Source organism: Thermocatellispora tengchongensis, from assembly GCF_014202315.1.
GTDB classification, from domain to species: Bacteria; Actinomycetota; Actinomycetes; order Streptosporangiales; family Streptosporangiaceae; genus Thermocatellispora; species Thermocatellispora tengchongensis.
Genome location: NZ_JACHGN010000003.1, coordinates 1 through 22,046, shown reverse-complemented (window position 1 = coordinate 22,046; position 22,046 = coordinate 1). Strand labels below are relative to the sequence as shown.

General features: G+C 73.2%; 21 protein-coding genes. 7 read left to right on the top strand and 14 right to left on the bottom strand.

Going from position 1 to position 22,046, the window contains the following annotated elements; genetic code table 11:
* Positions 1-52: 52 nt before the first annotated feature.
* Genes HNP84_RS06540 through uraD form a run of 6 tightly spaced genes read right to left on the bottom strand, consistent with a single transcriptional unit; the run spans position 53 to position 4,485 of the window.
* Positions 53-1,399 carry an 8-oxoguanine deaminase gene (locus tag HNP84_RS06540; RefSeq protein WP_185048497.1) on the bottom strand — a complete coding sequence of 449 codons (1,347 nt, stop codon included), beginning with the start codon at positions 1,397-1,399 and terminating at the stop codon, positions 53-55.
* Positions 1,396-1,869 (bottom strand): (2Fe-2S)-binding protein, encoded by a 474-nt coding sequence (locus HNP84_RS06535; protein WP_185048496.1) that lies wholly within the window; start codon positions 1,867-1,869, stop codon positions 1,396-1,398. Before HNP84_RS06535 ends, HNP84_RS06540 begins: the two co-directional genes overlap by 4 nt.
* Positions 1,860-2,726, bottom strand: a complete 867-nt coding sequence (locus HNP84_RS06530) for an FAD binding domain-containing protein (protein WP_185048495.1) — start codon at positions 2,724-2,726, stop codon at positions 1,860-1,862. Before HNP84_RS06530 ends, HNP84_RS06535 begins: the two co-directional genes overlap by 10 nt.
* A gap of 14 nt (positions 2,727-2,740) precedes the next feature.
* Positions 2,741-3,610 carry a factor-independent urate hydroxylase gene (gene pucL / locus HNP84_RS06525; RefSeq protein ID WP_185048494.1) on the bottom strand — a complete coding sequence of 290 codons (870 nt, stop codon included), beginning with the start codon at positions 3,608-3,610 and terminating at the stop codon, positions 2,741-2,743.
* A 3-nt stretch (positions 3,611-3,613) separates the two neighbouring features.
* The gene (gene uraH, locus HNP84_RS06520; protein WP_185048971.1) at positions 3,614-3,949 is read right to left on the bottom strand and encodes a hydroxyisourate hydrolase; all 336 of its coding nucleotides are present in this window, start codon (positions 3,947-3,949) and stop codon (positions 3,614-3,616) included.
* A 5-nt stretch (positions 3,950-3,954) separates the two neighbouring features.
* Positions 3,955-4,485 carry a 2-oxo-4-hydroxy-4-carboxy-5-ureidoimidazoline decarboxylase gene (gene uraD, locus HNP84_RS06515; RefSeq protein WP_185048493.1) on the bottom strand — a complete coding sequence of 177 codons (531 nt, stop codon included), beginning with the start codon at positions 4,483-4,485 and terminating at the stop codon, positions 3,955-3,957.
* Positions 4,486-4,633: 148 nt separating this feature from the next.
* On the opposite strand from uraD, the gene HNP84_RS06510 reads away from it, so the two are divergent.
* The gene (locus HNP84_RS06510) at positions 4,634-5,473 is read left to right on the top strand and encodes a deoxyribonuclease IV (RefSeq protein WP_185048492.1); all 840 of its coding nucleotides are present in this window, start codon (positions 4,634-4,636) and stop codon (positions 5,471-5,473) included.
* A gap of 2,143 nt (positions 5,474-7,616) precedes the next feature.
* On the opposite strand, the gene HNP84_RS06505 is transcribed toward HNP84_RS06510, so the two are convergent.
* Together HNP84_RS06505 and HNP84_RS06500 are read right to left on the bottom strand one after the other, a co-directional pair.
* Positions 7,617-8,366 (bottom strand): LytR/AlgR family response regulator transcription factor, encoded by a 750-nt coding sequence (locus tag HNP84_RS06505; RefSeq protein ID WP_185048491.1) that lies wholly within the window; start codon positions 8,364-8,366, stop codon positions 7,617-7,619.
* Between the two features lie 81 nt (positions 8,367-8,447).
* Positions 8,448-9,053, bottom strand: a complete 606-nt coding sequence (locus tag HNP84_RS06500) for a molybdopterin-dependent oxidoreductase (RefSeq protein ID WP_185048490.1) — start codon at positions 9,051-9,053, stop codon at positions 8,448-8,450.
* A 341-nt stretch (positions 9,054-9,394) separates the two neighbouring features.
* Between HNP84_RS06500 and aroF the strand changes: the two genes are divergently transcribed.
* Both aroF and HNP84_RS06490 read left to right on the top strand, forming a co-directional pair.
* Positions 9,395-10,453, top strand: coding sequence for a 3-deoxy-7-phosphoheptulonate synthase (aroF, locus tag HNP84_RS06495; protein ID WP_185048489.1), 1,059 nt, complete (start codon positions 9,395-9,397; stop codon positions 10,451-10,453).
* 49 nt (positions 10,454-10,502) lie between these two features.
* Positions 10,503-10,799 (top strand): YiaA/YiaB family inner membrane protein, encoded by a 297-nt coding sequence (locus HNP84_RS06490; RefSeq protein WP_221335962.1) that lies wholly within the window; start codon positions 10,503-10,505, stop codon positions 10,797-10,799.
* A 7-nt stretch (positions 10,800-10,806) separates the two neighbouring features.
* Here HNP84_RS06490 and thiI read toward each other — a convergent pair whose 3' ends face one another.
* The 3 genes from thiI to macS all read right to left on the bottom strand — a co-directional run bounded on the left by thiI (position 10,807) and on the right by macS (position 14,104).
* Positions 10,807-12,054, bottom strand: a complete 1,248-nt coding sequence (thiI, locus tag HNP84_RS06485) for a tRNA uracil 4-sulfurtransferase ThiI (RefSeq protein ID WP_185048487.1) — start codon at positions 12,052-12,054, stop codon at positions 10,807-10,809.
* Positions 12,055-12,120: 66 nt separating this feature from the next.
* The gene (locus HNP84_RS06480; protein ID WP_185048486.1) at positions 12,121-12,789 is read right to left on the bottom strand and encodes a response regulator; all 669 of its coding nucleotides are present in this window, start codon (positions 12,787-12,789) and stop codon (positions 12,121-12,123) included.
* A gap of 1 nt (position 12,790) precedes the next feature.
* A complete protein-coding gene (macS, locus tag HNP84_RS06475; RefSeq protein WP_185048485.1) occupies positions 12,791-14,104 on the bottom strand; it encodes a MacS family sensor histidine kinase in 1,314 nt (437 codons plus the stop codon).
* Positions 14,105-14,226: 122 nt separating this feature from the next.
* Between macS and HNP84_RS06470 the strand changes: the two genes are divergently transcribed.
* On the top strand, positions 14,227-15,183 hold the full coding sequence (locus HNP84_RS06470) for an MHYT domain-containing protein (RefSeq protein WP_185048484.1): 957 nt from the start codon (positions 14,227-14,229) through the stop codon (positions 15,181-15,183).
* Positions 15,184-15,310: 127 nt separating this feature from the next.
* Here the strand turns inward: HNP84_RS06470 and HNP84_RS06465 are convergent, their stop codons facing one another.
* On the bottom strand, positions 15,311-16,336 hold the full coding sequence (locus HNP84_RS06465; RefSeq protein WP_185048483.1) for a 6-phosphofructokinase: 1,026 nt from the start codon (positions 16,334-16,336) through the stop codon (positions 15,311-15,313).
* A gap of 137 nt (positions 16,337-16,473) precedes the next feature.
* Between HNP84_RS06465 and glpK the strand changes: the two genes are divergently transcribed.
* Positions 16,474-17,943, top strand: coding sequence for a glycerol kinase GlpK (gene glpK / locus HNP84_RS06460; protein ID WP_185048482.1), 1,470 nt, complete (start codon positions 16,474-16,476; stop codon positions 17,941-17,943).
* 17 nt (positions 17,944-17,960) lie between these two features.
* Here glpK and HNP84_RS06455 read toward each other — a convergent pair whose 3' ends face one another.
* Positions 17,961-18,959, bottom strand: coding sequence for a lactonase family protein (locus HNP84_RS06455; RefSeq protein WP_185048481.1), 999 nt, complete (start codon positions 18,957-18,959; stop codon positions 17,961-17,963).
* Complete coding sequence (locus HNP84_RS06450) at positions 18,944-19,924, bottom strand: acetylxylan esterase (protein ID WP_185048480.1); 981 nt, start codon at positions 19,922-19,924, stop codon at positions 18,944-18,946. The genes HNP84_RS06455 and HNP84_RS06450 overlap by 16 nt, the downstream gene beginning before the upstream one ends.
* 77 nt (positions 19,925-20,001) lie before the next feature.
* On the opposite strand from HNP84_RS06450, the gene HNP84_RS06445 reads away from it, so the two are divergent.
* Together HNP84_RS06445 and HNP84_RS06440 are read left to right on the top strand one after the other, a co-directional pair.
* Entirely contained in the window at positions 20,002-20,865 is an 864-nt protein-coding gene (locus HNP84_RS06445) for an NAD-dependent epimerase/dehydratase family protein (protein ID WP_185048479.1), read from the top strand.
* Positions 20,866-20,906: 41 nt separating this feature from the next.
* Entirely contained in the window at positions 20,907-21,821 is a 915-nt protein-coding gene (locus tag HNP84_RS06440; protein WP_185048478.1) for a bifunctional helix-turn-helix transcriptional regulator/GNAT family N-acetyltransferase, read from the top strand.
* Positions 21,822-22,046: the final 225 nt, after the last annotated feature.

Genomic DNA, 22,046 nt, shown 5'->3' with positions numbered 1-22,046 from the left:
CGTGCCCGTCGCGAGAATCGTGGTCCATCATCACATCCGCCGCCCACGGGGATCAGCCCGGCTCCGCCGCCTGCCGCAGCAGCCGCCGGTGCGCCTCAGCGCCGGCCCGCGCCGGGGTGCCGCCGTCGATCGTGCGCAGCTCGCCGTCCTCGACCACCGTGGCCCCGCCGACCAGCAGCCGGGCCAGCGGCGGCGGGCTCCCGTACACCAGCGCCACCACCGGGTCGTCGATGGCCGCGTGGTAGCCGTCCACCCGCCACACGGCGATGTCGGCCAGCCTGCCCGGCTCCAGGGTGCCCAGCTCGTCCTGGCGGCCCAGGCACCTGGCCCCGCCCGCCGTGGCCATGGCCAGGGCCTCGCGGGCGGTGAGCGCGGCCGGGCCGTACCTGGCCCGCTGCATCAGCATGGCCATGCGCACCTCGCCCACCAGCGGCGTCATCTCCGCCGAGGCCGCGCCGTCCACGCCGAGCCCGATCGGCGCGCCGGCGCGCAGCAGCTCCGAGGCCCGCGCGATCCCGGCGCCGAGCCGGGCGTTGGAGGACGGGCAGTGGGCCGTCCCCGTGCCGGTGGCCGCGAAGCGCGCCACGTCCTTCTCGCGCAGGTGCACGCAGTGGGCCAGCCACACGTCCGGGCCGAGCCAGCCGAGGTCGTCGAGGTACTCCACCGGGGTGACGCCGAACTGCTCCCGGCAGTGCTCCTCCTCGTCCAGGGTCTCGGCGAGGTGGGTGTGCAGGCGCACGCCGCGGGCGCGGGCCAGCTCGGCGGAGGCGGTCATCAGCTCGCGCGAGACCGAGAACGGCGAGCAGGGCGCGACCGCGACGCGCAGCATCGAGGAGTACGACGGGTCGTGGTAGGCCGCGATGACCTCCTCGGTGTGCGCGAGGATCGCGTCGATGGACTCCACGACCTCGTCCGGCGGCAGCCCGCCCTGCGACTCGCCCCGGTCCATCGAGCCGCGGCAGGGGTGGAAGCGCAGCCCGACCCGGCGCGCCGCCTCCACCTCGGCGGCGAACAGGTCGCCGCGCCCGCTGGGGAAGACGTAGTGGTGGTCGGTGGAGGTGGTGCAGCCCGACAGCGCCAGCCAGCCCAGGCCCGCGGTGGCCGCGCCGTGCACCACCTCGGCGTCCATGCGGGCCCAGACCGGGTACGACGCGACCAGCCACTCGAACAGCGTGCCGTCCTTCGCCAGGCCCTGGGTCGCCCACTGGTACAGGTGGTGGTGGGTGTTGACCAGGCCCGGGGTGACCACGCAGCCGCGCCCGTCGATCCGCTCGCCCCCGCCCTCGTACGCGCCGGGGCCGACGGCCGCGATCCGGTCGCCCTCGATCACCACGTGACCGTCCGGGATCTCCTCGCCGGCGACCGGCACGACGTAGGCGCCCTCGATGACCAGCGTCATGCGGCGCCCGCCTTGCGCGCCGCCGCCAGGCGCACGGCGTCCAGGATCTTCTCGTAGCCGGTGCACCGGCACAGGTTGCCCGCCAGCGCCTCGCGGATCTCGGCGTCGGACGGGCGCGGGTTGCGCTCGATCAGGTCGTGCGCCTGCACCAGCAGGCCCGGGGTGCAGAAGCCGCACTGCACCGCGCCCGCCTCGACGAACGCCTCCTGCACCGGGTCGAGCCGGTCTCCCTCGGCCAGGCCCTCCACGGTGCGCACGGCCCGCCCCTCGGCCTGCCCGGCGGCGACCAGGCAGGCGCACACCGGCACGCCGTCCAGGTAGACCGTGCAGGAACCGCACTCGCCCTGCTCGCAGGCGTTCTTGGAGCCGGGCAGCCCCAGCCGCTCGCGCAGGACGTACAGCAGGCTCTCGCCCTCCCACACGTCGTCCACGGCCTCCGCGCGGCCGTTCACGGTCACGTTCAGGCGCATCGCTCCGCCGCCTTCCGGTAGTCGTTCCAGGCCCAGGTCAGGGTGCGCCGGGCCAGCACCGCCAGCGCGTGCCGCCGGTACGCCGCCGTGCCGCGCACGTCGTCGATCGGCGAGGCGGCGGCGCTCACCAGCTCGCCGAACCGGGCCGCCACCGGCGCGGGCAGGCCGGAGTCCCAGTCCAGCTCGGCCGCCAGGTACTCCTCGGCCTCGGCGGCCCGCAGCGGGGTCGGGGCCGCCGAGCCGACGCCGGTGCCCACGCGCCGCTCTCCCGGGTGCAGCGCGACCGCGACCGAGCACACCGCGATCACCATCGCGTTGCGGGTGCCGACCTTGGCGAAGTACTGCGGGCCCGCCGCCGGGCGCACGTGGACGGCACGGATCAGCTCGTCGGGGGCGAGCGCGTTGCGCTTGACGCCGAGGTAGAACTCCGCGGCCGGGATCATCCGCACCCCGCGCGCGGCGCTCTCGGCCTCGATCACCGCGTCGCCCGCCAGCAGCGGCGGGTGCGCGTCGCCGGCGGGGGACGCCGCGCCCAGGTTGCCGCCGACGGTGCCGCGGTTGCGGATCTGCGACGAGCCGACCGTCCGGCTCGCCTGGGCGAGCCCCGGCAGCCGGTCGCCCAGTTCGGCGATCAGCCGCGCGTACGTCACCCCGGCGCCGATCCGCAGCACGCCGTCGCGCTCGGACCACTCCGCCAGCTCGGCGACCGGGGTCAGGTCGAGCAGCGCGGGCGGCCTGCGCACGTCGAAGTTGATCTCCACCATGACGTCGGTGCCGCCCTGGATCGGCACCGCGCCGGGCTGCGCCGCCTTCGCGGCCAGGGCGTCGACCCAGGTCGTGGCCCTGATGAAGTCCATGCTCCCCCTCCTCCTCAGTCCCACGCGTACGCCGCGGGCGGCGCCTCGTCGTCCAGCACGTGCCCCTCGATCAGCCCGTACGGGCGGTCGGCGGCGTAGTAGACCTCGTTGTCGTTGTCCATGCCGAAGGGCGTCAGGTCCACCAGGAAGTGGTGCTTGTTCGGCAGCGCCAGGCGCACCTCGCAGACCTCCGGCCGTTCGGCCAGGACCCGCGCGCCCATCGCGTACAGGGTCTGCTGGAGGGACAGGCTGTGGGTCTGGGCGAAGGCGGCCAGCAGGTGGTGGCGTACGGCGGCGTAGGACGCGCCGTGGTCGGCGGTCGCGCCCCGGTGCCGCCAGGAGGCCGTGACGGCGGTCGCCAGCACCCGGTCGGTGGTCTCGGCCAGCGTGGTGTACTCGTCGCGGGCGAACCCGTGGAACTCCGACCCGGTGGAGTTCAGCACCACCAGGTCGCGCACCCCCGACACCACGGTGGAGGTCCCGTCGGCGTCGCAGTGGACCAGGCAGGTGCGCACCTCGCTCCCGTCGCGGACGAAGGAGTGCGGCGGGCCGCCGGGGATGCGGCGCCAGGCGTACTCCTCGATCGCGACCCGCGCGTGCCGGATCGCGGGCTGGGAGTCCACGAAGTGCCGGGCCAGCAGCAGCGCGAACTCCTCGATCTCGCCGATGCCGTGCTTCTTGGCGAAGGCGTAGACGGTGTTCTTCTGCGTGTCGGTGGGCAGCACGGCGGAGTTGTCGCCGGTGAGGTGGACCGCCTCCATCTCGCCCGACAGCGAGACGCTCACGTTGCAGTCCTTGACGTGGTGGGTCTCACCCTCGCGGGTGACCCGCACCACGCGGGTCTCCGCCTTGCCGTAGCGGTTGGGTCCGAGAACGACGGCCACCTTCTAGCTCCCTCGGTACGTCGAGTAGGAGAACGGGCTGAGCAGCAACGGCACGTGGTAGTGGTCGTCGCCGGCGGCGACGGTGAAGGCGATCACCACCTCCGGGTAGAAGGTCGGCGCGCCGCGCCCGGCGAAGTACTCGCCGGTCGCGAACACCAGCCGGTGCGTGCCGGGCCCGGCCCGCCAGCCCCGGACCCGGCCGTCGTCATCGGTGCGACCCTCGGCCAGCACGGCCCCCGACGCGTCCTCAAGCCGCACCGCCACCCCGGCCGCCGGAAGCCCGAGCGAGGCGTCGAGCACATGCGTGGACAGCCCGCTGACGCCGCCCACGTCACTCATGTCGCTCACGCCGCCGTCTCCTCCGCCAGTCGCCGTAACCGGATCTCGGTGATCTTGGCCAGCTCCTCCCGTACGACCCGCCGCTCGGCGTCCTCGTCGTTGCCCAGCCGGGCGCGCAGCCGCTCCAGCATCTCCCCGGCGGTCAGGCCGGTGGCGCAGACCAGGTACACGTGCCCGAACCGCTCCTCGTACGCCCTGTTGCCCGCGGCCAGCTCCGCCAGCACCCGCGCGTCCGCGCCCGCGGCGCCCGCCTGCTCCCGCCGCGACCAGGCCGCCTCGCGCCCCGGGCCCCGGGCCCGCTCCCCGATCCTGGGATGGGCGGCCAGCGCCTGCAGCACCTCCGGCCACTCCAGACCGGAGACGGCGGCGCCGGCGGCGTCCAGCAGCGCGGCGACACCGGCGTACGGCCGCCCGGCGGCCACCCGGGCCGCGAAGGCGGAGGAGGCGCAGCACGCCCGCAGCTCCGCCTCGGCGGCCCCGGCGGGCATGGCGTTGAAGCCCGCCAGCCACCCGCCCGGCGCAGATCCATCAGACATGGCACTCAGTAGACACACCCGGCCCCCGCCGGGTCCAGCAGCGCAAACTCCGAACCGGGCCGCGCGTCACCCCCGCCGGTTTGTGGCAACCTCCAACCGGCCCGGCGCGGCCTCCTCGCCCCGGCCGGCCCATAAACTGGCATCCATCATGAGCGTTACTCCTTCCATCGGCGGGCACGTCATGGTCACCGGGGGCCTGGCGACCGGCGGCCTGAAGTACATGGCCGACATCGGCGCCGAGATGATCCAGGTGTTCGTGTCCAACCCGCGCGGATGGGCGCTCGCCGCGGGCGACCCGGCGCAGGACGCCAAGCTGCGCGAGGCCGGCGTGCCCACGTTCGTGCACTCGCCGTACCTGGTCAACCTGGGCTCGCCCAACCCCGACACCCTGGAGAAGTCGGTCGAGACCGTACGCCACAGCCTGCGCCGCGGCGCCGCCATCGGCGCGCTGGGCGTGGTCATGCACACGGGCTCGGCGGTGAGCCAGCCGCGCGACACCGCCATGCGCCGGCTCCGCGAGCACCTGCTGCCGCTGCTGGACGAGATCCCCGAGGACGGCCCCGACCTGCTGCTCGAACCCATGGCCGGCCAGGGCCAGATGCTGTGCGCGACGGTGCAGGACCTCGGGCCGTACCTCGACGCGCTCGACTTCCACCCCAGGGCCGGCATCTGCCTGGACACCTGCCACGCCTTCGCCGCCGGCCACGACCTCACCACCCCCGCCGGGGTGACCGAGATGCTCGACGCGCTGCACGACATCGCCCCCGGCCGCCTGAAGCTGATCCACGCCAACGACTCCAAGGACGTGTGCGGCTCCAAGAAGGACCGCCACGAGAACATCGGCGCCGGCCACATCGGCGCCGCCGCCTTCGCGGAGCTGATGCGCCACCCGGTCTCGGCCCACGTGCCGCTGTGCATCGAGACCCCCGGCAAGATCGACAAGCACCGCGAGGACATCGAGCTGCTGAAGAAGCTCCGCGACTCCTGACCCAGGCCCCAGGCCCCGCCACGTGCACGACATGTGGCGCCCCGCCGCTCGGGTGTGTGCGCGGGGGGCGTACCGCACACCCCGTATCCGCCGACCGTAATCCGGCGCGGCGTGACGGGACGCCCGCCCAGCGATCCGGCCGCCCCCGTAGGCCGGATCACGGTACGGCTCCGCGGCCCTCCGCAGACGTCCCGCCACGCCGGAGACCGCCGGGCCCCTACCCCCCCGGTAAAGGCCCGACGGCCGGACGACCCCCAGGCCGTCCTTCGACACCGCGCACCAGGTCCATCCGAGCCCTGCCGGCTCTTGTCCCCCCCGATGCGACGGATTCGGCTCCGACTCCCGAAACATTACGGTCACGATCATGAAGCGCGAAACCCGCTTTACGACCGGCGCGCTCAACGGTAAGTAGCCATCGATGTACGGAGCGTCCCACCCCGGCGAACGGTCACCCCCACACGACGAACGGTCCTCCCACCGCTTTCACCCACCCCCTCCGCCCACCCCCTCACGCCCGTCCCTTCCCCCACATGCGCAACACCGCCCGCCTCGCCATGCCCTACGCCACACCCAGTCGGCGCCGCCGAGTCTGGGCGCGCGCGAACGGCAGCGTGCCGTGCGAGGTGCCTCGGGCCGGCCCACCCACCCCGGCGCCCTTGAGGGGTGAGCGCAGCACAGGACGAGGTGGACAGGGCGGGCCGGGAGCCTCCCAGGCGGCAGGGTACGGCGGGGCAGTCTGCCACGCGAGCGGCGTGCGGCCACCTGGTGCCGGTAGCGGACACCGTCGTGTCCGAGTGACACGGTGACACCGGACCGGTCGACTCCCGTGGGCGGCGCCGCAGCGTGCGCCTTCCCGGTGCACAGGCGGACGGCGGGCGACGGACGGCGGATGGACGGCGGACGGGCGGCGGGCAGCGGGCAGCGGATGGACGGCGGACGGCGGGCAGCGGATGGGCGGCGGGCGGCGTCAGGCGCCGGCACGCGCCACCTGTCGCCTGCGGAAGACTGCCTGGGCCGCCAGCGGATACCACTGCCTGGATTCATCGACACGGCTCTGCCGGTCCCACACAGCACGCCTCTGTCCGGCGCTACGGCACGCCTTGTCGGTGGCTGTGTGGGGTGGCTTGGGCGGCCGGCCCAGGCACCTTACCGGCCGGTTGCGCCCTTGCACGGTCTCCCCGCCCCAGGCCCCCTCACAGACCTCGCGCTCCCACCTCAACCCCGCCCGCCGTGGCCTCAACCCATCGGCCACGGCCCTCCGGCGGACACCGGCCCACCACCGCGCTCGCCACGGCGACGCTGAGGGCCACGCGAATGGGGGGAGCCAGGCCGACGCCCAGCAAGGCCGCCTCCGGCACGCTGCGGGCTCCAGACCCCTCCATGCCCCCGCCCCAACCCCTACCGGCCACGACCCCACCAGGCACCGGCCCACCATCGCACCCTGCCCCACCCGGCAACACCCTGGAGGCCACGCGACCGGGGTGAGCCAGGCCGACGCCCAGCAGGCCCCCAGCCACGGGCTCCGGAGCCCTCCCAGCCCTCCATGCCCCCGCCCCAATCCCCCACCGACCGCGTGCACGCCGACGCCTCCCTGGGCCAGCGGGTGACACCGCAGGCAGGGCATGCCGCGGCATGGGACGGGGGCGTGTGCATGCCGTGGCACGAGATGGGGGCCCGTGCATGCCGTGGCACGAGATGGGGGCCCGTGCATGCCGTGGCACGAGATGGGGGCCCGTGCATCCCGCGGCACCAGATGGGGGCCCGTGCATGCCGCGGCACCAGATGGGGGCCCGTGCATCCCGCGGCACCAGATGGGGGCCCCTGCATCCCGCGGCACCAGATGGGGGCCCGTGCATGCGGTGGCTCTCGACGGCGGCGTGCTGTGTGGGTGGCTTGGGCGACCGGCCCGACCGGCCCGGCCGGCCCACGCGCCTCACCGGCCGATTGCGCCCTGCACGGCCTCCCCGGGCTTTCAGGTCCCCTCACAGACCTCGCGCTCCCCCCCCGCGTGGCCTCTATCCCATCGACCCCGGCCCACTGGCGGACACCGGCCCACCACCGCGGTGGGCAGCGGGCGGGCAAGGGGGCCCGCGTCGGGCGAAGGCCGGCCCTCGAACGAGTGCCGAAGGGGGCGGCCGGGGGTTCAGGAGGAGGGGGGTGGGGGGGTGCGGAGTTGGCGGATCAGGGTTTCGCGGACGTGGCGGGTGTGGCGGCGGCTGACCGGGAGGGTTTCGGTGCCGACCTGGACGAGGGTGCGGCCGGACTCCTGGCGGAGTTCGGTGACGTGGCGGACGGCGACCAGGGTGCTGCGGTGGATGCGGAGGAAGCCGGAGTCGGACCAGCGGCGTTCCAGGGCGGCCAGGGACATGCGGACGAGGTAGCTGCCGTCGCCGGTGTGGAGGCGGACGTAGTCGCCCTTGGCCTCGGCGAACCAGACCGACTTCATGGTGACGAAGCGGGTGCGGCCGCCGAGTTCGACCGGGATGATGTCCTCGGCGGCGGGGCGGGCGCCGGAGGTGGCGACGGCCTCCAGGCGGCGTACGGTCTCGGCCAGCCGGGCGGCGGCGACCGGTTTGAGCAGGTAGTCGACCGCCTCCAGTTCGAATGCCTGCACGGCGCAGTCCTCGTGGGCGGTGACGAAGACGAGCTTGGGCGGGGCGGGGAAGCCGCCGATGAGGCGGGCCAGGTCGAGACCGTCCAGGCCGGGCATGCGGACGTCGAGGAACACGCCGTCCAGGCGCTCGCCGGTGGCGATCATCTGGACCATGTCCTGCAACGCCGTGACGCCGTCCTTGGCGGTCGCCACGTGCTCGATTCTGGTGTCCTGCCGCAGCAGGTAGGCAAGTTCGTCCAGGGCCGGGCCCTCGTCGTCTACCGCCAGAACGCGCAGCATGTGACAACGCTGCCGCGTGATCGCACAGATCGCAACCGGATCGCGACACCTCGTATGCGGCCGGTCACGATGAGCTATCCGCTATGGGGGGCCGTCGCCGGGTTCCTCCTGATAGGAGTAGCGCTGCTCGCGCCATGGGTCGCCGATGTTGTGGTAGCCGCGGTCCTCCCAGAAGCCGCGGCGGTCCTCGACCATGTACTCCACCGCGCGCAGCCACTTGACGCTCTTCCACGCGTACAGGTGGGGCACGACCGCGCGCACCGGGAAGCCGCGCTCGGGGGCGAGGGGCTTCTCGTCCAGCTCGGTGGCGAACAGGGCGGCCTCGAAGTCGCTCATCCTGATGTTGGCGCTGTAGCCGTACTCGCCCCAGAGCATCACGTGGCGGGCCTCGGGGGCGGGCGGCACCGCGCTGAGCAGGGCGGTCGCGGGTACGCCGCGCCACTCGTTGCCCATGAGGGAGAACTTGGTCACGCAGTGGAAGTCGGCGATGAGCGTGACCCGCTTGAGCGCGGCGAACTCGGGCCAGGTGAAGCGGTGCTCCTCGCCGGAGGCGGTCGCGCCGAAGACGCTGAAGGTCCAGGTGTCGGGCCTGAAGGTGGGCACCCGCCCGTAGTGGATCACCGGCCGGCCCCGCGGGACGTACTGACCCGGCGGCAGGCGGCTCTCCTCCCGTGGAGTTTCGGGCATCTCCACCGGCAGCTCCCCTCGCCGTTCCGGTCGTGTTCCGGGCACGAACGCCATCCTGCCACCGTCCGGCGCGCCGCTCCGACCCGGGCAGGGGTCTGGCGGTACATGCGGGTGCGCTAGTATTGCCCGCGATGCGTACCGCGTTCTGGTTTTGGTATGGCGACGGGCCCGAGGGTCGGACCGTTCGCCTCAGAATGCTGCGCTGACAGCAGACGAGCGAAAGGCCCCGGGTCCGGCAGGACCCGGGGCCTTTCGCTTTTTCCGGCTGACGCACCGGCCGACACACCGGTGAGCAGCCGCAACGACGCCACATCGGCGCCACATCGACAAGGGAGACGGGAATGGTCATCGTCATGGCCCCGGAGGCCGGCCAGCAGGACATCGACGCGATAGTCGAGCTGGTCGGCACGGCCGGCGGGAACGCGTTCGTCAGCCGCGGCGTGAGCCGTACGATCATCGGGCTGGTGGGCGACATCGAGCAGTTCTCCGCGCTGAACCTGCGCGGCATGCCGGGCGTCGCGGACGTCATGCGGGTGTCCACCCCGTACAAGCTGGTCAGCCGGGACAACCATCCCGACCGGTCCACGGTGCGCGTGGGCGGGGTGCCGATCGGGCCCGACACGGTGACGCTGATCGCGGGGCCGTGCGCGGTGGAGACGCCGCAGCAGACCCTGGAGGCCGCGGAGATGGCCAAGGCGGCCGGGGCGACGCTGCTGCGCGGCGGGGCGTACAAGCCGCGCACCTCCCCGTACGCGTTCCAGGGGCTGGGCGAGGCGGGCCTGCGCATCCTGGCCGACGTGCGCGAGGCGACCGGGCTGCCGGTGGTGACCGAGGTCGTGGACGCGCACGACGTGGACCTGGTGGCCTCCTACGCCGACATGCTCCAGGTCGGCACGCGCAACGCGCAGAACTTCGCGCTGCTGCAGGCCGTGGGCGGAGCCGGCAAGCCGGTGATGCTGAAGCGGGGCATGAACGCCACCATCGAGGAGTGGCTGATGGCGGCGGAGTACATCGCGCAGCGCGGCAACCTGGACATCGTGCTGTGCGAGCGCGGCATCCGCACCTTCGAGACCGCCACCCGCAACACGCTGGACGTCTCGGCGGTGCCGGTGGCGCAGCGGCTGTCGCACCTGCCGGTGATCATCGACCCGTCGCACTCGGGCGGGCGGCGTGACCTGGTGCTGCCGCTGACCCGGGCGGCCATCGCGGTGGGCGCCGACGGGGTGATCGTGGACGTGCACCCGCATCCGGAGCAGGCGCTGTGCGACGGGCCGCAGGCGCTGGTCAACGGCGACCTGCGCGAGCTGGCCCGGATCATGCGGCAGTTCCCGCCGCTGCTGGGCCGTACCGTGGCCACGGCGAACCCGGCCGCGAGCGGTGATCTACTCATGAGTAACTGAGTACGGCGGCGCATGCGCGCCGCCGCCCGCGGCGCGCATGCTCGTGGCCATGAGCAGCAACGTGAGCAAGGCGGTCCGGCCCGCGAACACGGGCGCGTTCTTCCTCCAGGCCGTGGTGTCCTTCGCCGTCTCGGCGGGCGCGATCGGCCTGGGCATCGCCTACCTGCCGGTGGCGGCCTGGGTGCGGGCCTTCCTGGCGGTGGGCACGCTGTACCTGGTCACGTCCACCTTCACGCTGGCCAAGTGCGTACGCGACCGCCAGGAGGCGTCGGAGGTCACCACCCGGATCGACCAGGCCAGGCTGGAGAAGCTGCTGGCCGAGCACGATCCGTTCAAGCCCGTGTGAGCGGCGGTCACTCCTGGAGCTTGTACTCCTGGATGGAGTCGGCGAGCTGCACGGCGAGGTCCTCGGCGTCGAGACGGCGCTCGATCTGCTTCAGGTCCTCGATCTTGGCCCGGGTCTCGGCCCGGCGGGGGGCCAGGAGGGTGCAGCAGTCCTCGTCGGGCAGCTCGGAGATCTCCAGGGTGCCGATCCGGCGGGCCTCGGCCATGATCTCGGTCTTGTCCATGCCGATCAGCGGGCGCAGGATCGGCAGATCGACGGCGTTGTCCTGGGCGGTGATGTTCTGCAGGGTCTGGGAGGAGACCTGGCCGAGCGAGTCGCCGGTGATCAGGGCGCCGGCGTGGATGCGGTGGGCGACCTCCTCGGCGGTCTTCAGCATCAGCCTGCGCTGGGCGATGACCGCCAGGCGGTCCTGCCCGGACGCCTTGATCGACTGCTGCGCCTTGCCGAACGGCACCACCCACAGCCGGGAGCGGCCCTGGAACCGGTCCAGCGCGCGCACCAGCGCGTACGCCTTGTAGATCGACTCGGAGGTGGTGAACGGGATGCCGGAGAAGTGCAGGAAGTCGACCCGCATGCCGCGCCGCATCATCCGGTACGCCGCGACCGGCGAGTCGATGCCGCCCGACATCAGCACCAGGGCGCGCCCGCTCATGCCGACCGGGAGCCCGCCCTGGCCGGGGATGCCGTCGGTGAAGACGAACACCTCGTCGCGGTCCACCTCGATGAACACGGTCAGCTCGGGGTCGCGCAGATCGACGGGCAGGCCGTAGATGTCGTTGATCTCGCCGCCGACGAGCCGGTCGAGCTCGTTGGAGCGCAGCGGGAAGCGCTTGTCCCTGCGCCGCGACCGTACGGCGAAGGTGGCCTTGCGCTGGATCTCCTCGCGGCCCTCGACCAGCGCGAGCGCGGCCTTGGTGACCGCCTCGGGGGTCTTGGCCACCCGCCAGGCGCGGTGGATCCACACCAGGCCGGGCACGTCGGCGACCCGCCTGGCGACCTTGTCGGCGGTCTCGACGGTGGTGCCCGCCGGGAGGAACACGGCGATGACGCCGTGCCGCTGCCGCACGTCGGGGGTGAAGTCGAACTCGCGCAGCGCGGCCCGGATGTTGGCCTGGAGCCTGCGCTCGAAGATCTCGCGGTTGCGCCCTTTCAGCACGACCTCGCCGAGCTTGAGCAGCAGGCACGGCTCGCCCAGAGCCGAGCCGGTGCTCACCGGCGCGCCCTGCGGCGCGCCGGCGGAAGTGCCTGCGGACATGGGGTTACCTCCGGCGTACGTCGTGCCCCCGTCACTTTAGCCGCGCCTGGGCGCTTCTCGTGCCGCTCAGCCCTCGTCCAAGCCGCGTTCGATGGCATATCTCACTAACTCGATACGATTGTGCAGTTGCAGCTTGTTCAGGGTGTTCTGCACGTGGTTCTGCACGGTGCGGTGCGAGAGCACCAGGCGGTCGGCGATCTGCTTGTAGGACAGTCCCTTGGCGACCAGCCGGAGCACCTCGGTCTCGCGCTCGGTGAGCCGGGGCCCGTCGTCGCCGGACCCCGAGCCGGTCCGCGCGGCCAGGCGGCGGTACTCGCCCAGGACCAGCCCGGCCAGGCCGGGGGTGAACACGGCGTCGCCCTCGGCGGTGCGGCGCACGGCGTCCAGGAACTCCTCCCGGCCGGCCGACTTCACCAGGTATCCGGACGCGCCGGCCTTGACCGCCTCCAGCACGTCCTCCTGCTCGGCGCTCGCCGACAGCACCAGCACCCGCGGCGCGGGCTCCGCCGCCATCAGGCCGCGCATGACCTCCACGCCGGTCATGTCGGGGAGCTGGAGGTCGAGCACCACCACCTCGGGGCGCACGGCCGCGGCCACCCTGACGGCCTGCCGCCCCTCCCCCGCCGTGGCCACGACGTCGTAGCCGGCCTCGGCGAGGTCGCGCGCCACTCCGTCGCGCCACATCGGATGATCGTCCACCACCATGACCCGCAGCCCGTCGCCCACGGCCGTCATGCTAGCCCTCCCGTCGTCCGCGGCCGGCGGGGGTCCGGCCGGGGTCACGCTCGCGGACACGGCCGGGAGCAACGCGGGCACGCCCGGAGGAACCGCCGGGAGCGCTGTCGCGGGGCACGGGCAGCACCAGCTCGACCTCGGTGCCCTGGCCGGGCGTGGAGACGATGGCCACCCGGCCGCCGAGGTCGGCGATCCGGCCGCGGATGGACTGCGCGACGCCGAGCCTGCCCGCCGCGGCGGCCTCCTCCAGCCGCCCTTCCGGGATGCCGGGCCCGTCGTCGCGGACGGTCACCGTCACCACGTCGTGCCCGGGGTCGCCCGGCTCGATCTCGGCGAGAATCCAGGCGCGGGCGTCCTCGCCGCAGTGCCTGCGCACGTTGTCCAGGGCCGCGGCCACGGCGGCGGCGGTCTCACGGGCGGTCTCGGCGGGCATCGGGATCGGGGTGGCCGGGGTGGAGACGGTCACGCCCGCGCCGCCGTGCCGGCTCAGCGCCTCGCGCAGGTCCACCATGCCGCCCTCTCCGTCCGCGTCCCCCTCACCGGGGTACGGCGCGCGGCGCACGGGGGCGCCGGGCGGCGTGGCGCGGGGGCGGGTGCTCACCAGCTCGCGCAGCGCGGCCTCCTGCTCGCCCGCCAGCCGGCCCAGCTCGGCCGCCTCACCGCCGATCTCCAGCCCGCGCCGCTGCACCAGCGCGAGCACCTGGAGCACCGAGTCGTGGATGCCCCGGGCGAGCCGCTCGCGCTCCCTGGTCGCCGCCTCGATCTCGGCGGCGCGCTGCATGCGCGCCTCCGCCTGCTTGGCCAGGCGGGCGACGTGGCCGATGAGCACTCCGGCCAGGAACAGCAGCACGGTTCCGTTGACGGAGAACGAGGCGAGGCCGAAGGTGCCCAGGTCGTGCACGCCGCGCAGGGACAGGTCCACCGCGGCCACGATCGCCGCCCCGGCGGCCCCGGCGCGGCGCCCGCCGTACACGGCCCAGGCCAGCACCGGCGCGCCCATCCAGGTCGCGGTGATGGGCAGCGAGCCCGCCTGGTAGGGGCCCTGAACGTGCGGGGTGGCCAGCAGGCAGCCGACGGTGACGAGCATGTCGATCACGAGCAGCGGCCGGCCGCGCAGCCCCTCGATCGCGTAGGCGTAGGTGGCGGCGAGGGTCCACAAGCCCATGATTCCGATCACCAGCCAGCCCAGCAGCGGCTCGCGATAACCGTCGGCGCGTACGAGCAGCAAGGCCGCGTACGCCAGGGAAACGACGCGGAACACGGCGATCGCCCGCCAGAACGGCACCTCTATTCCCGCTGACCCCGCCTTTTTCACCGATCACTCATTTCCCGGTACATGACTTCCGTTAGTCAAATGATCAGGTCAGAGACGTGACCCCGGCTCATGTTCTCCGCCATACTGCGCTAAAAGCCCTCACTTCACAGAATGTCCGTCTCATGTCGCATATCAATCACTTTTCCGCCGGGGCCCTCACACCGGTGCTCGCCTACATCATGTCGAGCATCGGCTGCATGCTCGGCCTGCTGCTCGCCTCCCGGGCGCGGGGAACGGAAGGCGCGTCCCGAATACGCTGGCTGCTCGGCGCCGCGCTGTCCATCGGCGGCACCGGCATCTGGGTGATGCACTTCATCGCGATGATGGGCTTCCAGGTCGCCGGCACCCAGATCCGCTACGACGTGTGGCTCACCGCGGCCTCGGCCGTGCTCGCGGTCGTCGTGGTCGGCGCGGGCATGGTCCTGGTGTCGTACGGCGGCGCGCGCCTCGCGCCGCTGCTCGGCGGCGGCCTGCTGACCGGCCTGGGGGTGGCCGGCATGCACTACCTGGGCATGTACGCGATGCGGATGAACGCCCACCTCGACTACGACCCGCTCGTGGTCGCCCTGTCGGTGCTGATCGCGGTCGTGGCCGCCACGGTCGCGCTGTGGTTCACGCTGCGCGTGCGCGGCGCGCTCGCCACCGGGGCCGCCGCCCTGATCATGGGCGTGGCCGTGAGCGGCATGCACTACACCGGCATGTTCGCCATCTCGGTACGGCCCGGCGAGTCGCACGGCACACCGGCGGGCGCGGAGGGCATCGACTTCCTGCTCCCGATGATCGTCGGGATCAGCCTGCTCACGATGGCCATGCTGCTGACCGTGCTGCTGTCGCCGAGCGAGCGGGAGTTGCGCAACGAGGCCGAGCTGATGGCCCGGCTGCGCGAGAACGCGAACAGCGGCGCGAACAGCGGCGCGAACGGCGGCGTGAACGCGGCCCGCGGCGATGGCGCGTCCTACGGGAGCGGCGCGCCCCACGCCGGCGGCGCGTTTCCCGGCGACGGCGCGGCGGGAACGGCGGCGGGGCATCCGGCCGAGCCGCCGAACCCGATGTTCCAGCCGCGTTCGCGTCCGCGGTGAAATTCAGCCGGAATATGGGGAAACTCCGGGCTAATTCCACCCCGCGAAGTGCGTACGGCCCGCCGCCACGCGGGCACGGGCCGTACGCGAAATCGGATCACCGCGGAAACGATCAGCCGAAGAAGACTCAGCCGAAGAAGACCTCGGCTTCTTCGTAACGCGAGACCGGCACGGTCTTGAGCTCCTTGGTCGCCTCGTCCAGGCCGACACGGACGATCTCGGTGCCGCGCAGCGCGACCATCTTGCCGAAGTCGCCGTCGTTGGCCGCGTCGATGGCCTGGAGCCCGAACCTGGTGGCGAGCACGCGGTCGAACGCGGTCGGGGTGCCGCCGCGCTGGATGTGGCCGAGCACGGTGGTGCGGGCCTCCTTGCCGGTGCGCTTCTCGATCTCCTGCGCGAGCTGGTCGCCGATGCCGCCCAGGCGCACGTGGCCGAACGCGTCCAGTTCGCCGGTCTGCAGGGCCATCTGGCCCTCCAGCGGGTGGGCGCCCTCGGCGACCACGATGATCGGCGCGTAGCGGGTCTTGAACCGGCTCTCGACGTACTCGCAGACGCGGTCGATGTCGAAGGGCTTCTCCGGGATCAGGATCACGTTGGCGCCGGCCGCCATGCCGGCGTGCAGCGCGATCCACCCCGCGTGGCGGCCCATGACCTCGCAGATCAGGGCGCGGTGGTGCGACTCGGCCGTGGTGTGCAGCCGGTCGATCGCCTCCATGGCGATGTTGACGGCGGTGTCGAAGCCGAAGGTGTAGTCGGTGGCGTTGAGGTCGTTGTCGATCGTCTTGGGCACGCCGATGACGTTCACGCCGCGGTCGTAGAGCTGCTTGGCGACGCCCAGCGTGTCCTCGCCGCCGATGGCGATGAGGGCGTCGACACCCGACGACTCCAGGTTGCCGCGGATGCGGTCCACACCGCCGTCGATCTTCATAGGATTGGTGCGTGAGGAGCCGAGGATCGTTCCACCACGGGGCAGGATCCCCCGCACCGCCTGGATGTCCAGCGGCATGGTGTCGCCTTCGAGCGGGCCGCGCCATCCGTCGCGGAAACCGACGAACTCGTGGCCGTACACGCTCACGCCCTTGCGGACGACCGCACGGATCACCGCGTTGAGGCCGGGGCAGTCGCCACCGCCTGTGAGCACTCCAATACGCATCCGGGTTTCCTCTCAATGGGTTACACAGCCAGACTCTATGAAAAGAGCGGCACGGCCGATGTGGGTCTCCGACCCTCCCGACCCAGGCATTGTGCCCCAGGTCGCACCAATGGTCTAGACCAACGTGAGGAGTGTCGATGAGTGTTCTGGCGATCGACGCGGGCACGACCGGGGTCACCGCGCTGGTGGTGTCCGGCGACGGGCGGATCGAGTCACGCGGCTACCGGGAGTTCGCCCAGCACTTCCCCCGGCCGGGCTGGGTGGAGCACGTGCCGGAGGAGATCTGGCAGGCCACGCTGGCCGCGTGCCGCGAGGCGCTCGACGCCGCCTCCTCCGCGCCCGGCTGCGTGGGCATCACCAACCAGCGCGAGACCGCGGTGCTGTGGGACCGGGCGAGCCTGGCCGCGCCGCGCCCGGCCATCGTCTGGCAGGACCGGCGCACGTCCGGCGTGTGCTCCCGGCTGCGCGAGGAGGGGCACGAGCCGAGGGTGGCCGAGCTGACCGGGCTGCGGCTCGACCCCTACTTCACCGGCACCAAGCTTACCTGGCTGGCCGAGCACGACCCGCGGGCGTGGGCGGGCGTCACCTCCGGCAGCACCGTGCTGGGCACCGTCGACTCCTACCTCATCGCCCGGATGACCGGCGGCGCGCGGCACGTCACCGACCCGTCCAACGCCTCGCGCACCCTGCTGTACTCCCTGGAGGAGCGCGGCTGGTCGGAGGAGCTGTGCGCGCTGTTCGGGGTGCCGATGACGGCGCTGCCGGAGATCGTGCCCAACTTCGGCGAGATCGGGCGCACCGACCCGGCGGCGTTCCTCGGCCTCGACCTGCCGGTCAGCGGGGTGGCCGGCGACCAGCAGGCGGCGCTGTTCGGCCAGACCTGCTTCGAGCCCGGCGACGTGAAGTGCACCTACGGCACCGGCTCGTTCGTGCTGATCAACACCGGTTCCGAGATCGTGCGCTCCGAGGCCGGGCTGCTCACCACCGTCGCCTGGCAGACGCCGTCCGGTGAGATCACCTACGCGCTCGAAGGCGCGATCTTCGTGACCGGCGCCGCCGTCCAGTGGCTGCGCGACGGGCTGGGCCTGATCAACACGGCCGCGGAGTCGGAGGCCGTCGCGCGCACGGTGCCCGACTCCGGCGGCGTGGTGTTCGTGCCCGCGCTCACCGGCCTCGGCGCCCCCCACTGGGACGCCGACGCCCGCGGCGCCATCCTCGGCATCACCCGCGGCACCGGCCGGGCCCACCTCGTGCGGGCGACGCTGGAGGCCATCGCGTTCGAGGTCCGCGACGTGGTCGAGGTCATGACCGGCGCCGCCGGCCTGCCGGTGCCGGTGCTCAAGGCCGACGGCGGCGCCAGCGCCAACGACCTGCTGATGAGCATGCAGGCCGACCAGCTCGGCGTGCCCGTGGAGCGCCCGGTCGTGCAGGAGACCACCGCCCTCGGCGCCGCCTTCCTGGCCGGCCTGGGCGCGGGGCTGTGGAGCAGCGCCGACGAGCTGCGCAAGACCTGGCGCCTGGACCGGCGCTTCGAGCCCGGCGGGCGCGACGACGACTCCTACGCCCGCTGGCGGAAGGCCGTGACCCGCGCCTCCGCCTGGGCCTGAGCGGCGGGCACGCGCGCTCAGAAGTCGGGGTCGAACAGCACGCAGCTCGGCGTCGGCAGGTCCAGGGTCTCCTCCGGGGCCTGCGGCACACCGCGGTGCAGCGGCAGCACGGTCACGGCGTCGGAGTGCTGGCAGGCGACGTACATGCGGTCCCAGGCGGTGGCGAAGTGGCGCGGCCACGCGCCGCCGCAGGGGGTCTCGGCCACGTGCGACAGGTCGTCCGCCCGCAGCGTGGTGATGGTGTCGGGGCCGCGGTTGGCGACGTAGACGTGCCGGCCGTCGGGCGAGACCTCCAGGTGCGAGGGCAGGTTGGCGGCCCCGCTCGCGCCGGCCCGGCCCACCGCGACCTCGGTCCACGACTCGTCGTAGGCGCGGACGCTGCCGTCCAGCTCGCCGCTGACGTACCAGCGGCCGGCCAGGAACGCCATGTGCCGCGGCCCCATGCCCGGCGACACGCGGACGTGGCCGGCCGGGTGCGGCGCGATCTCGTCGCCGACGGAGTAGCGGCGGATCTCGTCGGTGCCGAGGTCGCTGACGTACAGCGTGCCGTCGGGGCCGAAGACGACCTGGTGGGCGTGCGGGCACTCCTGCCGCTCGGGGTCGGGGCCGGTGCCGGTGTGCCGGAACAGACGCGGCTTGCCGACCATGGCGCCGTGCTCGTCGAGCCGGTACGCGCCGAGCGTGCCGTCGCCGTAGTTGGCCACCGCGAGCCAGGCGCCCTGCGGGTCCACGGCGAGGTGGCAGGGTTGCGCCCCGCCGCTCGGGCGGGTGGCCAGATGCGCCAGGGTCCCGTCGGAGTGGCGGGCGAAGGCGGAGACGGTGCCGTCCGCGCCCTCGCCCACCGCGTACAGGACCGGGAGGCGGGGGTGCAGGGCCAGGAACGACGGCGCGGAGGCCGTCGTCCTGGCCAGCTCGACGAAGCGTCCGTCGAGCTCCTTGCGCAGGCTGGTGATGCCGGTACCGGAACCGCCGGCGCCCTGCGTGTATCCGCCGATGTAGATCAGTCGAGTGCCCACAACCGCCGAAGGTAGCGGAGATTGTGCTCACGCTGCGCGCCGCCCCCGCCCTCGTGTCCGTTCCACGGCCACACGGAGATCTCCTTCGGGCCCGCCCAGTGGTTGTAGGCGGCGAAGACCGTGGAGGGCGGGCAGATGTCGTCCATCAGCGCGACCGAGTACACGGCGGGCACCGTGCCGCGGGCGGCGAAGTTGACCCCGTCGAAGTACGACAGCGTGCGCAGCACCCGCTCCTCGGCGTGCCGGTGGGTGGCCAGGAAGCGGACCAGCTCGGCGTACGGGTCGCGGTCGGTGATCTCGATCGCGCGGCGGAAGTGGGTCAGGAACGGCACGTCGATCAGCGCCGCCGCCACCGAGGGACGCAGCGCCGCCGCGGCCTGGGCGATGCCGCCGCCCTGGCTGCCGCCGGCGACCACGATCCGCCCGGCGTCCACGGCCGGGTGCGCCGCGGCGACGTCCACCGCGCGGGCGGCGTCGGCGAACACGCGGCGGTAGTAGTACGTCTCGGGGTCCATGATGCCGCGGGTCATCATGCCCGGCGCCTGGGCGAAGTCGCCGCCGTCGGGGTCGGCGGTCGCGCCGGGGCTCTGGTGGCTGGCGCCGCCCTGGCCGCGGGTGTCCACCACGAGCACGGCGTACCCTGCGGCCGGCCAGACCGTGTGGTCGTGCGCGTGGCCACGCCCGCCGCCGTACCCGATGAACTGCACCACGCACGGCACGGGCCCGCCGGCTCCGCGCGGCACCAGGAACCAGGCGTTGATGCGGTGCCCGTGCCAGCCCGCGAACGCGGTGTCGTAGACGTCCACCGAGCCGAGGCCCGCGTCGTACGGCGTGAACTCGGCGGCCAGGTCGAACGCCTCGGCCTCGGTGAGCGTCCGCTTCCAGAAGTCGTCGAAGTCGGCGGGCTCGTCGCGGTCGGGACGGTAGGCGCGCAGCTCGGGCAAGGGCAGGTCGAACAGTGGCAAGGCATCTCCAAACATCGCGGACTAGCCGCATCGTGTCATATGACGGAATCAACGTGGCGACAGGAACGGGAGAGATCATGAGAGTCCTGGTCACGGGGGCGGCGGGCCGCATCGGGCGGGCCGTGCTCGCCCTGCTGGCCGAGCGCGGAATCCCCGCGCACGCGCTGACGCTGGAGGACCCGGGCGGCCTGCCCGCCGAGCGGGTGATCAGAGGCGACGCGGGCGACGTGAAGGCCGCCCGCGCGGCCGTGGCGGGCGTGGACGCGGTGATCCACCTGGCCGCGATCCCGGTGCCGACGCTGAACCCGCCGGAGGAGGTGTTCGGCAACAACACCCTGGCCACGTTCACGGTGCTGGAGCAGGCGGGCGCGGCCGGGGTGCGCCGGGTGTGCCTGGCGAGCTCCTACGCGATCACCGGGCTGCCGTTCGCGGCCGGGTGGCTGCGGCCGGCGTACCTGCCGGTGGACGACGACCTGCCCTCGCAGGCCGAGGACCCGTACGCGTTGTCGAAGCAGGTGGACGAGCTGACGGCCCGCATGATGGCCCGGCGGCACGGCATGGGCGTGATCGCGCTGCGGCTGCCGTTCGTGGGCGGGCGGGATGGGCGGCTGCGCGCGTTCGCGGCGGAGTGCGCCGAGGACCCCGGCCTGGCGGCGTCGAGCATGTGGGCGTACCTGGAGACGCGCGACGCCGCCCGCGCCTGCCTGGCGGCGCTGGACGCGGTGCGGCCCGGCGAGGTGCACGCGGTCCACCTGGCGGCCCCGCTGACGCTGGTGCCCTATCCGACCGAGCCCCTGTTGCGCCGCTACTACCCGGGCGTGGAGGTACGCCGCCCGCTCCCCGGCAGGGCGGTTCCCATCGACACCTCGCGCGGCGACCGGCTCTTGGGCTTCCGCCCGGAATATCGCCTTCCTCTCGTGGACCGCGAGCTGCCCGAGTGATACCTTTGACTCCGTCAAGCAATTCGTTGAGGAGAGCAAGGATGCAGGATCGCGTGGCGGAGATCAGGGCGTTCAACCGCTTCTACACCGGTGTCATCGGGCTGCTCCAGGGCAACATGCACGACACGCCCTACTCCCTCACCGAGGCGCGCGTGCTGTTCGAGCTGGGCACCCGGGGGCGCGCGGAGGCCGCCGAGCTGCGGCGCCTGCTCGGCCTCGACGCGGGCTACCTCAGCAGGATCCTCACCCGCTTCGAGTCCGAGGGCCTGGTCGCCAAGGAGCGCTCGGCCGCCGACGCCCGCCGTCAGGTCATCACGCTCACCGCCGCCGGGCGCGAGATGTTCGGGGTGCTCGACCGGCGCTCGGTCACCCAGATCGCCGAGCTGCTCGCCAAGGTCCCCGAGGACGACCAGGACAGGCTGGTGGCCGCCATGCGCACCATCCAGCGCGTCCTGGGCGACACCGGCCGCCCCGCCGTCCCGTACGTCATCCGCCCGCCCCGCGCCGGAGACCTCGGCTGGGTGGTGCACCGCCACGGCGCCCTGTACGCCCGCGAGTACGGCTGGGGCCGCGAGTTCGAGGCCCTGGTCGCCCGCATCGTCGCCGACTACGTGGCGAACCTCGACCCCGCCCGCGAGTCGGCCTGGATCGCCGAGGTGGACGGCGAGCCCGTGGGCTGCGTCTTCTGCGTCCGCAAGGACGACGAGACCGCCCAGCTCCGGCTCCTCCTCGTCGATCCCGCCGCCCGCGGCATGGGCATCGGCGCCCGCCTGGTGGACGAGTGCCTCCGCTTCGCCCGGGAGGCGGGCTACAAGCGCATCATGCTCTGGACGAGAGACGCCCTGGCCAGCGCCCGCAAGATCTACCTCGCGGCCGGCTTCGAGCTGGTGGAGGAGTACCCGGGCGAGGAGGCCGGCAAGCCCGTGGTCGAGCAGATCTACGAGCGAGAAGTGTAGCCGCCACCGCCTGGGTAGCGTCCCAGACCCCGGGGGCGCCGCGACCGGACGCGAACGGCCGGCGCCCCCGGCTCAGGCGCCCCTACGGGGGCGCCTTGTGCCCGGGTGGGCGGGTTTCCCAGAAGGGTTCGGTGACGGGGTTGTGGTGGCTTGGGCGCGGGTCGTGTCTGGAGGAGGAGCGCAGGGAGCGAAGCGACCGGAGCGACGAGGGAAGACACGACCCTG

Bases quoted from the DNA above. Each gene is read 5' to 3' on its own strand.
- glpK (WP_185048482.1), top strand. From the start codon at position 16,474: ATGAGTGTTCTGGCGATCGACGCGGGCACGACCGGGGTCACCGCGCTG.
- uraH (WP_185048971.1), bottom strand. From the start codon at position 3,949: ATGAGTGACGTGGGCGGCGTCAGCGGGCTGTCCACGCATGTGCTCGAC.
- HNP84_RS06440 (WP_185048478.1), top strand. From the start codon at position 20,907: ATGCAGGATCGCGTGGCGGAGATCAGGGCGTTCAACCGCTTCTACACC.
- HNP84_RS06500 (WP_185048490.1), bottom strand. From the start codon at position 9,053: ATGCCCGAAACTCCACGGGAGGAGAGCCGCCTGCCGCCGGGTCAGTAC.
- HNP84_RS06465 (WP_185048483.1), bottom strand. From the start codon at position 16,336: ATGCGTATTGGAGTGCTCACAGGCGGTGGCGACTGCCCCGGCCTCAAC.
- HNP84_RS06530 (WP_185048495.1), bottom strand. From the start codon at position 2,726: ATGGACTTCATCAGGGCCACGACCTGGGTCGACGCCCTGGCCGCGAAG.
- HNP84_RS06505 (WP_185048491.1), bottom strand. From the start codon at position 8,366: ATGCTGCGCGTTCTGGCGGTAGACGACGAGGGCCCGGCCCTGGACGAA.
- HNP84_RS06445 (WP_185048479.1), top strand. From the start codon at position 20,002: ATGAGAGTCCTGGTCACGGGGGCGGCGGGCCGCATCGGGCGGGCCGTG.
- HNP84_RS06540 (WP_185048497.1), bottom strand. From the start codon at position 1,399: ATGACGCTGGTCATCGAGGGCGCCTACGTCGTGCCGGTCGCCGGCGAG.
- HNP84_RS06490 (WP_221335962.1), top strand. From the start codon at position 10,503: ATGAGCAGCAACGTGAGCAAGGCGGTCCGGCCCGCGAACACGGGCGCG.
- HNP84_RS06480 (WP_185048486.1), bottom strand. From the start codon at position 12,789: ATGACGGCCGTGGGCGACGGGCTGCGGGTCATGGTGGTGGACGATCAT.
- aroF (WP_185048489.1), top strand. From the start codon at position 9,395: ATGGTCATCGTCATGGCCCCGGAGGCCGGCCAGCAGGACATCGACGCG.
- HNP84_RS06470 (WP_185048484.1), top strand. From the start codon at position 14,227: ATGTCGCATATCAATCACTTTTCCGCCGGGGCCCTCACACCGGTGCTC.
- HNP84_RS06510 (WP_185048492.1), top strand. From the start codon at position 4,634: ATGAGCGTTACTCCTTCCATCGGCGGGCACGTCATGGTCACCGGGGGC.
- uraD (WP_185048493.1), bottom strand. From the start codon at position 4,485: ATGTCTGATGGATCTGCGCCGGGCGGGTGGCTGGCGGGCTTCAACGCC.
- thiI (WP_185048487.1), bottom strand. From the start codon at position 12,054: ATGTCCGCAGGCACTTCCGCCGGCGCGCCGCAGGGCGCGCCGGTGAGC.
- HNP84_RS06535 (WP_185048496.1), bottom strand. From the start codon at position 1,869: ATGCGCCTGAACGTGACCGTGAACGGCCGCGCGGAGGCCGTGGACGAC.